The following is a 13,372-nucleotide window of genomic DNA, read 5'->3' on the forward strand; positions in this document are numbered from 1 at the left end:
GGAATCTCAATGCGCAAGTCTCTTTTTCAAGTTTTGTTTGTTTCTCTCTTATTGAATGCTTTTTTCTTCCATTGTTCAGAAAGTGACTCCTCTAACGAATCAGTTTCGAAGGTAGTAGATATCGCATGGGAAGGTGACCCTAAAACGATACCAGATGCCTTAAAAGAAGAAAATCCTATGGTAAGTCCCGATGCGGTGAAGGGTGGGAAGATTCGATTCTATTCGCATCAGTTTCCAAAGTCCCTAAATTATTACCTTGATCAGTTTACTACAACGGCACGAATTTTTACTTCGCTTTATGAACCTTTAACCGCGTATCATCCAACGACTTTGGAAACGATTCCTCATCTTGCGAAAAGTTGGAAGATTTCACCAGACAAGCGTAAGTTTACTTTTTACCTAGACAGAAATGCGAAATGGTCAGATGGAAGGAACATTACCGCGGATGATGTAATTTTTACTTATGAGACCATCATGAATCCAAAACATGCAACAGCAGTTTTTAGAATATCGTTATCTCGTTTCTCTAAGCCCATAAAGGAGGATGATTATACTGTGACCTTTGAAGCGAAGGAAGTTCATTGGAACAATTTTAATGATATAGCATCATCCATATTTATCCTTCCAAAACATTATTTTGAAGGTAAAGATTTCAATAAAGAAAACTTCGAGTTTCCAATTGTATCTGGACCTTATAAAATTGTTGAATCAAAGAAGTCTCGATATATTAAACTAGAACGAAGAGGTGACTATTGGCAAAGGGCTTACCCGTTTAATAAAGGCAGATATAATTTTGATCAAATCGTCTATAAGGTTTATAATGAAGAAGCAGTAGCGCTCCAAGCATTTAAAAAAGGAGATATGGATATTTATCCAGTTTACACTGCTCATATTTGGGTTGAAGAAACGAAAGGACAAGCATTCGAAAACAAATGGATCGCCAAACAACGTATTTTTAATTTAAAGCCAGTAGGGTTTCAGGGATGGGCAATGAACTCACGAAGAGAAATTTTCTCCGATAAAAGAGTCCGCGAAGCGATGGCACTCTTAGTAGATCGAAAGCTCATGATCGACAAACTCGCTTTTGGAGAATATGATCCAACAAATAGCTATTACCCAGACTATTATTTAGGATCTGAAAAAAATCCGAACCAACCAGTAGAATTCAATATCGAAAAAGCAAGAAAGCTACTCGCTGAGGCAGGTTGGAAACCAAATGCGAGCGGAATTCTTGAAAAAAATGGTAAACCTTTTACGTTCACGATTCTAGATCGCGATAAGAAAACAGAAAAATATTTTACCGTATTCTTAGAAAAAGCAAAGGAAGTGGGTATCTCTGCAAACATTGATACCTTAGATCTTGCGGCCTGGAGTGCAAAGGTAGATAAATATGATTTTGATATGACATGGGCTGCCTGGGGCTCAGGTGTGTTTAAAGATCCCGAGTCGCAATGGCATTCCAAATATGCAAACGAAGAAGGACAGCCAAATTTGCCAGGACTAAAATTGCCGATAGTAGATTCACTTATCGAAAAGCAGAAGACCGAGTTCAATCTTGACAAAAGAAATGCGATCATCAAAGAAATTGATAAAATTGTGTATAAAGAATATCCTTATGTGCTGCTCTGGCACTTACCAAGCGTTAGGTTGCTCTATTGGAGAAAATTTGGTCAACCAAAACTTCCTCTCGGAAGATATGGAGATGAAAGTTTCGCGACAGAATATTGGTGGTATGACGAAAAAATGGATTCTAGTTTAAAAAAAGCGATAGACCAAGACGAGTCCCTACCTGAATACAAAGCTGTTGTTAAGTGGGAAAAATAAATGCCTGAAGGGGAAAAACCTTCTCGATTTAAGGCCATTCGGGAGAGAGTATTCTCGCTCATTGGAACCAATCAAACTTGGAATAAAATTCCACAGTTTCTAGAGTTATTAGAGAAAGGACTTGATAAGGAGCTCTTCCACGATCCCGAGAAGGATGAGTTAGAAGAGCCAATCCCACTCGAGGATTTACCTGTTGATGAGGTCTTGCGTCAATCCGGCCCATTTCGTAAATTTTACGAATGGGCTTTTCCTGTATCCCACGTGTTTCGCATCACGCACAGATACGGAAGGGAATTTTTAGATAATTTTTTACCTCTTGATAATGCTAATTATATAGGCAGAGGTTCCTATAAATTTGTTTACAAGTTGCCTTGGAACCAAGTTGTAAAGACAGGGAAATCAAAACTTCCATCTGATTCCATCTTTGGAAGTCTATATAAGGAAGTGGGAAAGGATCTTGAGAAGTATTTGAAGAAGGAAGAAATCGCTTTAAAAAACTACTTACAGGCAAAAACAAGACTAGAATCCAATCAAGATGAAATTGAATTTAAATTTAGAAGGCTGGGTCTGGAAAGATTGCACTATTGGAAATTAAAATCTCTGATTCCTGATCTTGTCATTCCTACTCGATTTTTTATGGGTTTACGTGTTCGTAACACACCTTGGCGCATCCCCACCATTTCTTTGACTCCGTGTGACCAGCAACCTCTGTTAGCAGGAAAGCATTTAAAAGAATTTACAATTAAAAATGAGAAGTTGGAACAAAATCCGATTTTGAACAAATTATTCCCGAAGTGGAAACTGAATTTTGATTCTCACCGATTTGGAGTCGTGTCAAAATCAAAACTGAAAAAGATCGCCGTGGATTTCAATCGTGTGATACAAGTAACTAAGTATTTGGCAGAGGAAGAGAAATTGATTTTTGATGTTCATTCGGAAAATATAATCATCACACTTCCCGATTTTGATTTAAAGATTTTCGACTTTCATCTATTCGATGATTATCTATATGAACCATCCGAAGAAAATCCAACTCCAGAAATGGATCATATTATTCTTATCGAAGAATTTATTCGATCCTTTGAACTAGATAAATGAAATTCTTATCCAAGAATATATTTCATATATTCGCCATCGTTTCTATATTCCTAGGTCTTAGTGAAGCATGGAAGTTGCGCTGGTTATGTGATGATGCATTTATTTCTTTCTCTTATGCGCGAAACTTATCGGAAGGATTTGGTTTGGTCTACCAAGTAGGAGAATATGTAGAAGGATATAGCAATTTTTTATGGACTTTATTGTTATCGGGTTTTTTCGTCATAGGAGTTTCGCCTTTGAAGGCATCCCTCGTCTTAGGCATCCTTTCTTATTTTTTTTTGCTTGTGTATTTGTATTTTGTTGAACGAAAAGAGAGGCCATTTTCTAATCTGCCTCTTTATTTGATCCATTTTGTTCTATTCTATCATGGATGGATTTTTGCCACTTCAGGTCTTGAAACCATGATGTTTACTTTGTTTCTGACAATAGGTCTGATCGAGTGGCAAAAAAAAGATAATAGGGCTGGGTATTTGCTGCTTCTAGCCGCTTTGGTCCGACCAGAAGGGATGCTTTTTTTAACCTTGTATACATTCGAGAAAGGCAGTGATACCAGAAAAATAAAATCTGCTTTCCCTTTCCTATTTTTTCTTTTTTTCATCGCTGCACGTTTTGTCTATTACGATGATTTCTTACCAAATACATATTATGCGAAGGCAAACCGGCCAGCCTATTTTTCTCAAGGAATGATGTATCTGTTTTATTGGTTTCGAGTCTATCCCTTATATACAATAGTGTTTTTATATTCAATTTTTTTAAATCTCGATCAGATTTATAGAAAATTTCCTGCCTTTCGATCTTTGTGCATTCTAATCTATATTTTTTATGTTTTATTTATTGGTGGAGATTTCATGGCGATGAGATTTTGGCTTCCTGTTATGCCATATTTATCTTGGATCGTTTATTTGAAGTTGGTAGAGAAAACTGATGAGTTGCAGATTTCATCAAATTTAAAATCGAAATGGAATATTTATTTTCAGCGCAATCTCATTCTGATTCATTTATTTTTTATACTTTCCCTCGCAGTTCGATTGGATCCTTTCGTTGGTGAAAATGAGAAAGAAGCCTTTTGGAATCAGGTCGGAGAAGAAAGAAGATTCTATACAGATTCGCTAATTCAGGAAATTGGCTATGACAAAGTCGCGCTACGTGATTTTCGTGTCGCATTTTTCGGTGCTCAAGCTCATTTCATATATTTCATGAAGCCAAAATATGCTTGGGAGGCTGAATCAGGTCTTACTGACAAAGTTTTAGCAAAACAGGAAAGTCAAAAGCCGAGAGGAAGGGTGGGGCATGAAAAATATGCTGAGCCGAGTGGCCTTCTTGCACGAGATATAGAGCTTGTCCTCGCGGACCGGTTCCCAGAGATGAACCTTCCTTATATCACATTTCAATTTAGAAATTACACATGGAACATATTCGTGTTACATTACCGTCCAGAAAAATTTTCAAAATTGTGTCAAAGAAGCGGATGGGATTGTTCCTTACTTTACACAGATTTGTTAAAACGTAAATTGGATCTAGAAAAGGAGCAGATTTTTTGGCATGATTGAAGACTCCCAAGTTATCGAAGTACCTTACGGTAGAATCCATACTATAACTCTAGGAAAGGCAGCCTGGACTGAAACTTTTCCAGGGAATTCGTTCCCGTCTGACTTTGAAAGTTGGTCGGCTGCGACGAATATCATCGTCTCGAAATATACAAAAATTGCAAGTGATCGTATTTTCTCTCTCAATCAGGTCCATAATCGTGATATTGGATTTGTAGAGAATGGAAAAATTTCGAAATGGCTTCCTGATCCCCCGTCTCTGCTCTCTAAAGAGGGAGAAGAATTGGTTCAGATTGATGGAAGCGGTGATGGGCTTATCACCTTTGAAGCAAATACGGCGCTCGTTATCCGAACTGCAGATTGTGTTCCTGTCTTTTGTTATTCCAAACAAAAGCCCATGGTAGCCTTACTCCATGCTGGTTGGCGTGGTGCGCTAAATGGCATATCGGAAAAATGCGTCCATTGGTTGCTTGGACAAGGTTTTATGGAAGAGGACTTACAAGTTTTGATTGGACCTTGCATATCAAAAAAAAACTACATGGTACAGTGGGATGTGGCTCAGCACTTTATGAGTATGCCTCCAGGTGTTGTTGTAGAAGCACCTGGTCTCGGTTATCTGCTCGGTGTGAAAGAGGCAATCCTGGTAAAGTTAAGAAAGGAATTCAATAAGCTGCCATTGAACCCGCAAAGTAATGATGTTTTTCTATCTAGTCGATATTTTAGTCACAGATCCCAAGATTTAGGTAGAAATATTAATATTATACTTTGGGAATCTTAATTAAGACCTCTTTGATTTTCTCTAGCACTTTTTCTCGTTTGATTGGTTTGATCATGTATTCCATTGCACCATTTTCCAATAGTATTTTAATGACGCTTGGTGTGTTTTCTTCTGAAATAAACATGATACGTGGCAATACACCGGATTCTTTAATCTCCCAAAATGCAGCGTAACCATCCACCTCTGGTAAAAAAATCTCAATCGTAATAAGATCTACTTGTTGCTTAAATTCTTTATACAACCTCATAAGCTCTTTGCCAGTTTCTGCAATTCCTAAGATTTTAAATCCTTCCGATTCCAAAATCTGTTGAAGTTGTTTTGCTTGAAATTTTGAATTTTCCGCAATGAGTATGTTATATGGGCGACCCGTAGGTGCGATTCCTGCTTGCATGTAATTTCCTTTTTCTAATTCCCTATGGCGTTTTGTATTTCTATGCCGATTTCTTTGGTGTTAAGAACTGTGGTTCCGGCTTCTGCGATATCACCAGTCCGTAGTCCTTTTTTCAAAACTGTGCGGATTGCATTTTCAATTTGAACTGCTTCTGCTTCTAATCCAAAAGAATAGCGAAGCATTAGGGCTCCAGACAAGATTTGAGCAATCGGATTTGCAATTCCCTTGCCAGCGATATCAGGTGCTGATCCTCCCGAAGGTTCGTAGAGACCAAAGCCTGATTCAGAGAGAGAAGCTGAAGGCAACATTCCAATGGATCCGGTAATGATGGATGCCTCATCCGACAAAATATCGCCGAACATATTTTCACATAACATCACGTCGAATTGTTTTGGTTTTACAATCAATTGCATGGCCGCATTATCAACATACAAATGGTCCAGAGAACAGTCAGAGAATTCTCGTTTATGAAGATCTACAACGACTTCACGCCACAATACTGAGGTAGTAAGAACATTGGCTTTATCAATACTTGTGACTTTTTTATTCCTCTTTCTGGCAGCCTCAAAAGCTTTCCGTGCAATTCGTTCGATCTCTCTACGAGAGTATCTCATGGTATCATATGCGAATTCTTCAGGTCCGCTTCCTTCTCGACCTTTCGGCTGTCCGAAATAAATTCCAGAGGTAAGTTCTCGAAGGATCAGAATATCTAAACCATCTCCAATGATATCAGCGCGGATAGGTGAAGCATTCTTCAATTCAGAATAGATGATAGCAGGGCGTAAATTGGCAAACAAATCAAAGTGTTTACGAAGAGGAAGAAGTGCCCCTCTTTCAGGTTGCTGGTTTGGAGGAAGTTTTTCCCACTTGGGTCCGCCTACGGATCCAAAAAATATTGCTTTCGAATTTTCACACAAAGCAAGTGTTTCCTTAGGTAGTGGTGAGCCAGTAGCATCAATTGCGGCTCCACCAACTAACGCAGATTCAAATTTAAAATCATTTTTTTTATTGCCTAGAGCTTTTCCCACGACGGAGAGTGCAACATCCATGACTTCAGGTCCAATTCCATCTCCAGCAAGTACTGCAATTTGATTCATCTTTATCCCTTTAATACTGATTCTAAAATATCCATGCCTTCAGCTGCCTTTTCCAAAGAAATTGTCAGCGGAGGCATAATTCTGATAACACTGTTTGCGGTACTGTTGACTACAAGACCTCTTTTCAAACATTCTTCAACGATTGGTCGCGAAGGAACGTTTAAGTCGAGTCCAATATGCAGTCCTTTCCCTCTAACTTCTTTCACGATAGGATAGAGAGATTTCATGGTTTCTAGTCTCTGAAACATGTTCGTACTAATCGTCTCAATTCCTTCCAGTAAGTTTCTTGAAAGTATGATTCTAAATGTTTCATAGGCTACCGCACAGGCTAAGTGATTTCCACCAAACGTAGAGCCATGTGCCCCCTTTCCGAGAAGACTAGTGTATTCTTCTGCCACGACCAAAGCACCGATAGGGAATCCGGAACCTAGTGCCTTTGCCAATGTGAACGCATCGGGAGCAAACCCGTAATGCTCAAAACAAAACATTTTCCCAGTTCTTCCCATTCCTGTTTGGATTTCGTCGAAAATGAGGAGTGAGTTTGTCTCCTCAGTCAGTTTGCGAGCCAAATTCACAAAGGACTGGGTCATTGGTATGATCCCACCTTCACCTATGATGAGCTCCATGATAAGACCACAAACATTTTCACCGTAATTATCAAAAGCACTGATGAGTGAATCCTCATCATTTGGTGTGATGAAGTGAATGTCTGGAACTAGATCACCAAATCCTTCTCGGATGGAGGAATTTCCAGTCATACTCATGGAGGCAGTCGACCTACCATGGAAACTTCCATCTAATGCCAGTATCACTGGCTTCATTAAATTTTTAGCAATGCCATGCTTTCTCATCAATTTAAATGCTGCTTCGTTTGCTTCGGTTCCAGAATTACAGATAAAAACTTTCCCTGGCGCACTATTTTCTATGATCACTTGTGCAAGTTTTGCTTGGCCCTCAGAATAATATAGGTTCGAGGAGTGCATAATCTTGTCCGTTTGGACGCGAATTGCCTCTATAATGTCTGCTTCCCCATGGCCCAGATTTGTTACGGCGATGCCAGATTGAAAATCTATATAAGCCTTATTGTCTTGGTCATACAACATTTCTCCCACACCATACTGAAATGTAACGGGATATTTGTTGTAGGTATTTAATAGATATTTATCGCTGAGTTCTTTAATCTCTGCTATCATTGATTTTGTTCCGTTCGTCATATAAGCCCTGCTAATTGTAAAAATTCTTTTTCGGCGATTCCAATTTCGTTTTTTAGGTTTTCCCAAGCTCCAGGAATTTCTGATTCCTTTTTGATAGATTCCTGTGTCCGAAAGGATGAGTAAACTTTGACCTTAGGCTCTGTTCCTGAAGGTCGAATTGTCAACTTTGCTTCTCCAGTTAATTCGAGTTGTATGACGTTAGATTTCGGCATTCCTTTTAATGCATTTACCTTCGCCTTTCCTTTTGTAGACAAATTTCCATAATCAAATACGGATAGAACGGTTCTATCTCCGATTTTTAATCCAATGAGATCTTTTTTGCGCAAAGTTTCAATCGATTCTTTGATTTTTGTTTGGCCTTGGCTCCCTTCGAGAGTCAGAGAGAAAAGACTTTCTCTAAAGAGTCCATATTTTAGGTAGATTTGATTTAAATAGTTCAAAAGATCTTTTTTTTCCGCTAAAATCTCCAAAAAGAGTAATGCACTCGATAGCGAATCTTTATCACGAACAAACGGGATCGGAAGGTATCCATAAGATTCTTCACCACCAAACAAGAATTTGTGGTCTTTCTTCTTATCTATCACCTTCATTTCTTCTGCAATGTATTTGAAACCAGTTAGAACATTTGAAATCTTAACTTTGTTTTTTTTAGCAATCGCTTCCTGTAAATCCGTCGTAACAATTGTCTTAACCAGATGATAGACGGTTTTAGATTTTTTCGTAGAGACTTTTTCACAGAGATAAGCTGCCATAATGGAGCCAATTTGGTTTCCATTTAAGTATTCATATTCACCGTCTGACTTTCGTATGCCGACACCGAGTCTATCAGCATCTGGATCCGTCGCGATAAATATGGGAGCTCGTTTTTGTTTGGCATACTTTTCACACAGAGCAAGGGCTTCTTTTTCTTCCGGATTTGGATACTTGACTGTGGGAAACTCACCGTCTGGTTTTGCCTGTTCTGGAACTAGAAAAACAGACTTATAGCCAAATTCATTTAAAGTGGCCTTCATAAATTCACCACCCGTTCCGTGAAGCGGGGAATAAACAATGCTAAGATTTTTTCTATCAGCTGGTTTTGCTTTAGAAAGTAATTTTGCTTTTTTCAAATCTGCGAGATATGCTTTGAAACAATCTTTACCGACATTGCTGACAAAGGCTTTAAAATCTTTGGATTTCGAATCTACAAGTTGTATCTCGTTCCAGTCAGTAATGGATTCAATGTTTTTGATGATGAGACCATCGTCTGGCGGAACTAATTGCCCTCCATCACTCAAATAAGCTTTAAATCCGTTATACTCAGGTGGATTGTGAGACGCGGTTATGACAATGCCTCCAGAAGCCTTATAGTAACGAACCGCATAAGAGAGTAAAGGTGTAGGTGTGACTGTGGGGAAAATCTTAACCTTCACTCCATGTCTCGCCGCGATGCCAGCCGAGATATTGGCAAATTCTTTGGACATCCTGCGTGAATCATAGGCGATCACAATCGAAGGATTTTTATTTTGTTTGATGAGATGTCTTACAAACCCAAGAGCTGCTCGTCCTACTGTATAAAGGTTCATGCGTCCCACGCCGTTCCCAATTTTGCCACGGATTCCGCCCGTACCAAATTCCAGGGGGATGCTAAAGGCATCGGTCAGGGGAGAAGAAATTCCTTTTTTGAATTCGACAAGTGCGAGGTTTGCTTCAGATTTTATTTCTGAAGAAAAAGGAGATTTCGTCCAGGATTGGATGTGATCTTCTGGTTTCAACATAGCTTCCTTACTATATTATAGAGACTCTACTGCTTGGAAATCAAATTTGGAACCTAGACAATTTTTCATCGAAGAACGCCTCGAATTGTACCGAAACCACTGCCAGTGCAATTTGGGAGAGAGCGGATACCACGCCTTTACCCTGGGTGAAGTGATGGACCTTGCCCAAGTGACTGTCGAGGACCTCCGCGAAATACCACTCTACGATTCTCCAAACCAGGGACGTGAGGACTTACGGGCTGAAATCGCGAGTCTTTACCCAGGGGTTTCCGCCAATGAAGTTCTGATTTCCACAGGGACGAGCGAAGCAATTTATTTACTCTTCCACCTGCTTTTGGAAGAACATTCCAGAGTCGCATTGTACGTTCCTGCTTTCCAGGCATTGTATGAAATTCCAAAAATGCTTGGTGCCACGATCATACCCGTTCCTATCAACGCGAGCCTTCAGGCACAGGACTGGATGAAGGTAGATGCAGATCTTTTTGTCATCAACCACCCGCACAATCCAACAGGCTTAGATTTTGCACCAGAAGAGCAAACCAAATTGATAGAGCTGCTAAAAACAAAAAACAAGCCAGTGTTATTTGATGAACATTATCGTTTTTTAGACCGTAAAAATGAACTCGGATGGAGTGGAGTCTCTCCGAAAGAACGTTTTTTTGGAACAGGTTCCTTTACAAAGTGTTTTGGTGTCACGGGTCTTCGAGTAGGCTGGCTCATCGCCGACGAAACAACCATTGCACGTGCTCGCAGTTTCAAGGACTACCTTACTCATACAGTTTCGCCTATCTCCGAATTGTTGGCACTGAAGCTAATGCAAAATCGAAAACAATTCCTCCAAAAGATCAGAACAGAAGTAGAAAATAATATTCTTTATTTCCAATCCCGTTTGTCTGAGTTGAAAGACATTTTGAGTCTGAATGAGATTCATGGCGGCCTTGTGAGTTTCTTGAAATTGAGAGAGGGATTGACTTCTGAATCGTATGCAGACCAACTTTTCCAGAAAACAGGGGTATTTGTACTACCTGGAAAAAATTTTGAGAGGGAAGGATTTCTTCGGATTGGCTATGGGGAATCACATGAAAAATTTAAATGGGGGATAAACGAGTGGATCAAATTTTCACACAAAACCTAATTAAGTCCAGTTTCTCACTTTTTCCTGGCATCGGTCCGGTTCTGGAAGAAAAGATATGGTCGTATGGTATTACGTCTTGGGAGGAGATGCTTCAATTTTCTCCAATTCCTGAACATCCTTGGCATAAGAGTCGTTTGCCAGCTCCTGAGAAATTAAAGGCAGCCATCCCAGAGTGGCAAAGAGCCCTTTCTTCAAAAAATATATCCTTCCTCTCCAATCAACTTCCCAACCAATTTCTTTGGAGGCTTTATGAAATCTTTCCAGAAAAGTTTTGTTATCTTGATATTGAGACAACTGGAATTGACGCAAGTTCTGTTTTGACGGTTGTTAGTTTATATATTGATGGAAAAATATTAACCTTTCAACGAGGAAAGGATTTGGAATTTTTATTAGATTCGATTTTGGAAGATCATATTCTCGTTACTTATAATGGAAAACGCTTTGATGTTCCGTTCATCGAAAGAGAATTTCATCAAAAAATTTCAAACATCCATTTGGATCTGATGAATGTTCTGCATGAAATGGGAATCAAGGGCGGTTTAAAAAAATCGGAAGAGATTTTAGGATTAAAACGAGGAGATGAAATCTCTGGGATTGACGGAAGGATGGCACCCATTCTCTGGCGAGACTACCAACAAAATGATAACCAGCGTTCTTTGGATTTACTGATTGCCTACAATCGGGAAGATACAGTCAATTTAGAAATCATTTTAAAAGAGATTATAAAAAGAAAAAATCTGCAGTTTATGAAGGATTACCGCTCGTGATTTGCGAAAAATGTATTTAATGCGGGCCGTACATATACTCGCGAAGGATATGCATTTCCGCCTGCGTTTTTGAAAGTTTAGTTTTTACGGCATCCCCGATCGAAACGAGACCGATGATCTTTTCTCCGTCTAAAACGGGCATATGTCTAAATTTTTTTGTAATCATCGTATTTAAAATGTCATCTATCTCATCATTCGCACCAGCTACTGTTAGCTGCGTTGACATAACATCTTTTAGTTTGATGTTCGGTATCTGTTCATACTTTTCTGCGATGAGTCTCATCAAATCACGTTCTGTAAATATCCCTGCTAGCTTGCCTTGGAAAGTGACAATGATGGACCCAACATGGGCCTGTGCCATCATTTTTGCTGCTTCAAGAACTGTGTGATCTTCTTCGATGGAGAAGACGGAGGAATTTTTGTCTTTGAGAATTTCTTTTACAGACATGGCTTGTTCTGGTTTCTTACAAATTCAAGGAAGTTGCAAGAATATTTTTGTCATAAATTTCATTTGAGAGACAATTTCGGTTTATATCTCCACCTTTCTTTGCCCTCAGAGGCAATGATCCTTTTTCCCTTTCTTGACACCACATCCTCTTAAAATAGCCTCTCTATATAAATATTTAGCGGTGTTCGTTATGGCCCGCAGCAGAGGTTTTTTTATGTCTCCTACTTTAGAAATGGTCCGGTCACAAAGAGATGCTGGGGCTTCCGATAGGTTTCGTCCTTCTTCGCTTGATGGCCCTAGAAAGGCAATCCGGTCCTATTTGTTTAAACCCAATGGCTGGAAAGCAATGAAGGTTCTTGCGTTCGGCTTTCTTTTTCAGACATTCAGCTATTCGGTCATTTATGCTGCGTTAGTTTACGGAAATTATTTCCTTCTTGTTACTGGTTGGATTCTCTGTGGTATGAGCGTGACATCTTTATTTGTCATCGGACATGATTGCGCTCACGGCTCTTTTTTGAAAAATACGAAAGTGGGTGATTTCATAGGGCATGTTTGTTTTCTTTTTTCCTTTTACCCATATTATGGATGGAAATATACACATAACGCACACCATGCGCATACCAATGACATCTCAACACATAGCCATGATGTTTATTTTGATAATGCATGGACTCCATTTACAGTTGAGGAGTATCTTGCCCTAAAGCAAACCTCAAAACTACGTGCATTTCTTTATAAAATGACGAGGTATTTCCCGCCATTTGGGTCACTCCTACATAACGTCGCATTCCATGCATTTCCTGGTAAATTTATAGAAAGTCATAAAAATAAATTATATTTTTCCTATGGAATCTTGGTTTTAGGACTGGGATTCATCTGTTACGGTTTATCAATGTTAGTGGGGAATCCCTTTGCATTTTTTCACTTTTTAATCATGCCAGGCATTTTATTCCAATTTTGGATGAGTTATTATACGTATTTACACCACACGTCCACAGAGATTCAGTTTTATCAGAAAAGCGAGTGGACCCCATATCTTGGCCAAATCGTATCTACCTATAATTTTTTAAACCCTAAGTGGCTTTCTTTCATCCATTTCCATATCGACATACATACACCACATCATCTTTCAACAGCGATTCCGTGTTATCATTTATTAGAAGCATATAAAGATCTTAAGTGTTCTGATTTTGCGGAAGACCTGAAAGAAGGAAAGTTTCAATGGAGCTATCTATTCAAACAGCTAAAAGAATGCCATGTCTGGGACATGGAGGAAAAAAGATATCGCAGGTTTAGTGAGGTAGAAGGGGTTTAAA

12 protein-coding genes are annotated in these 13,372 nt (G+C 39.1%); 7 read left to right on the top strand and 5 right to left on the bottom strand.

Annotated features, from left to right (window positions below):
* Positions 1-9 precede the first annotated feature (9 nt).
* Genes EHQ58_RS11885 through EHQ58_RS11900 form a run of 4 tightly spaced genes read left to right on the top strand, consistent with a single transcriptional unit; the run spans position 10 to position 5,247 of the window.
* The gene (locus EHQ58_RS11885) at positions 10-1,824 is read left to right on the top strand and encodes an extracellular solute-binding protein (protein WP_135624101.1); all 1,815 of its coding nucleotides are present in this window, start codon (positions 10-12) and stop codon (positions 1,822-1,824) included.
* Positions 1,825-2,922, top strand: coding sequence for a hypothetical protein (locus tag EHQ58_RS18980; protein ID WP_135624102.1), 1,098 nt, complete (start codon positions 1,825-1,827; stop codon positions 2,920-2,922).
* Entirely contained in the window at positions 2,919-4,472 is a 1,554-nt protein-coding gene (locus EHQ58_RS11895; protein ID WP_135624103.1) for a hypothetical protein, read from the top strand. Before EHQ58_RS18980 ends, EHQ58_RS11895 begins: the two co-directional genes overlap by 4 nt.
* Positions 4,465-5,247 carry a purine nucleoside phosphorylase YfiH/LACC1 family protein gene (locus EHQ58_RS11900; protein WP_135624104.1) on the top strand — a complete coding sequence of 261 codons (783 nt, stop codon included), beginning with the start codon at positions 4,465-4,467 and terminating at the stop codon, positions 5,245-5,247. The genes EHQ58_RS11895 and EHQ58_RS11900 overlap by 8 nt, the downstream gene beginning before the upstream one ends.
* Here the strand turns inward: EHQ58_RS11900 and EHQ58_RS11905 are convergent.
* The 4 genes from EHQ58_RS11905 to EHQ58_RS11920 are packed head-to-tail and all read right to left on the bottom strand — an operon-like array spanning position 5,228 to position 9,706.
* A complete protein-coding gene (locus EHQ58_RS11905) occupies positions 5,228-5,638 on the bottom strand; it encodes a response regulator (RefSeq protein ID WP_135624105.1) in 411 nt (136 codons plus the stop codon). The genes EHQ58_RS11900 and EHQ58_RS11905 overlap by 20 nt on opposite strands.
* 14 nt (positions 5,639-5,652) lie before the next feature.
* Complete coding sequence (gene leuB / locus EHQ58_RS11910; RefSeq protein ID WP_135624106.1) at positions 5,653-6,735, bottom strand: 3-isopropylmalate dehydrogenase; 1,083 nt, start codon at positions 6,733-6,735, stop codon at positions 5,653-5,655.
* A 2-nt stretch (positions 6,736-6,737) separates the two neighbouring features.
* Positions 6,738-7,949: an aspartate aminotransferase family protein gene (locus EHQ58_RS11915; protein ID WP_135624107.1), complete on the bottom strand. Its 1,212-nt coding sequence runs from the start codon at positions 7,947-7,949 to the stop codon at positions 6,738-6,740.
* Positions 7,946-9,706 carry a phospho-sugar mutase gene (locus EHQ58_RS11920; RefSeq protein WP_135624108.1) on the bottom strand — a complete coding sequence of 587 codons (1,761 nt, stop codon included), beginning with the start codon at positions 9,704-9,706 and terminating at the stop codon, positions 7,946-7,948. The genes EHQ58_RS11915 and EHQ58_RS11920 overlap by 4 nt, the downstream gene beginning before the upstream one ends.
* Positions 9,707-9,752: 46 nt before the next feature.
* Between EHQ58_RS11920 and EHQ58_RS11925 the strand changes: the two genes are divergently transcribed.
* Complete coding sequence (locus tag EHQ58_RS11925) at positions 9,753-10,841, top strand: aminotransferase class I/II-fold pyridoxal phosphate-dependent enzyme (RefSeq protein WP_135624109.1); 1,089 nt, start codon at positions 9,753-9,755, stop codon at positions 10,839-10,841.
* The gene (locus EHQ58_RS11930; protein ID WP_342776243.1) at positions 10,814-11,608 is read left to right on the top strand and encodes a ribonuclease H-like domain-containing protein; all 795 of its coding nucleotides are present in this window, start codon (positions 10,814-10,816) and stop codon (positions 11,606-11,608) included. The genes EHQ58_RS11925 and EHQ58_RS11930 overlap by 28 nt, the downstream gene beginning before the upstream one ends.
* A gap of 16 nt (positions 11,609-11,624) precedes the next feature.
* On the opposite strand, the gene EHQ58_RS11935 is transcribed toward EHQ58_RS11930, so the two are convergent.
* Positions 11,625-12,056: a CBS domain-containing protein gene (locus tag EHQ58_RS11935; protein WP_135624110.1), complete on the bottom strand. Its 432-nt coding sequence runs from the start codon at positions 12,054-12,056 to the stop codon at positions 11,625-11,627.
* Between the two features lie 214 nt (positions 12,057-12,270).
* Here EHQ58_RS11935 and EHQ58_RS11940 point away from each other — a divergent pair, with 214 nt between their 5' ends.
* On the top strand, positions 12,271-13,371 hold the full coding sequence (locus EHQ58_RS11940; RefSeq protein ID WP_167883616.1) for a fatty acid desaturase: 1,101 nt from the start codon (positions 12,271-12,273) through the stop codon (positions 13,369-13,371).
* Position 13,372: the final 1 nt, after the last annotated feature.

The sequence above is a fragment of the Leptospira ognonensis genome (assembly GCF_004770745.1).
In the GTDB taxonomy this organism is placed as follows: domain Bacteria; phylum Spirochaetota; class Leptospiria; order Leptospirales; family Leptospiraceae; genus Leptospira_A; species Leptospira_A ognonensis.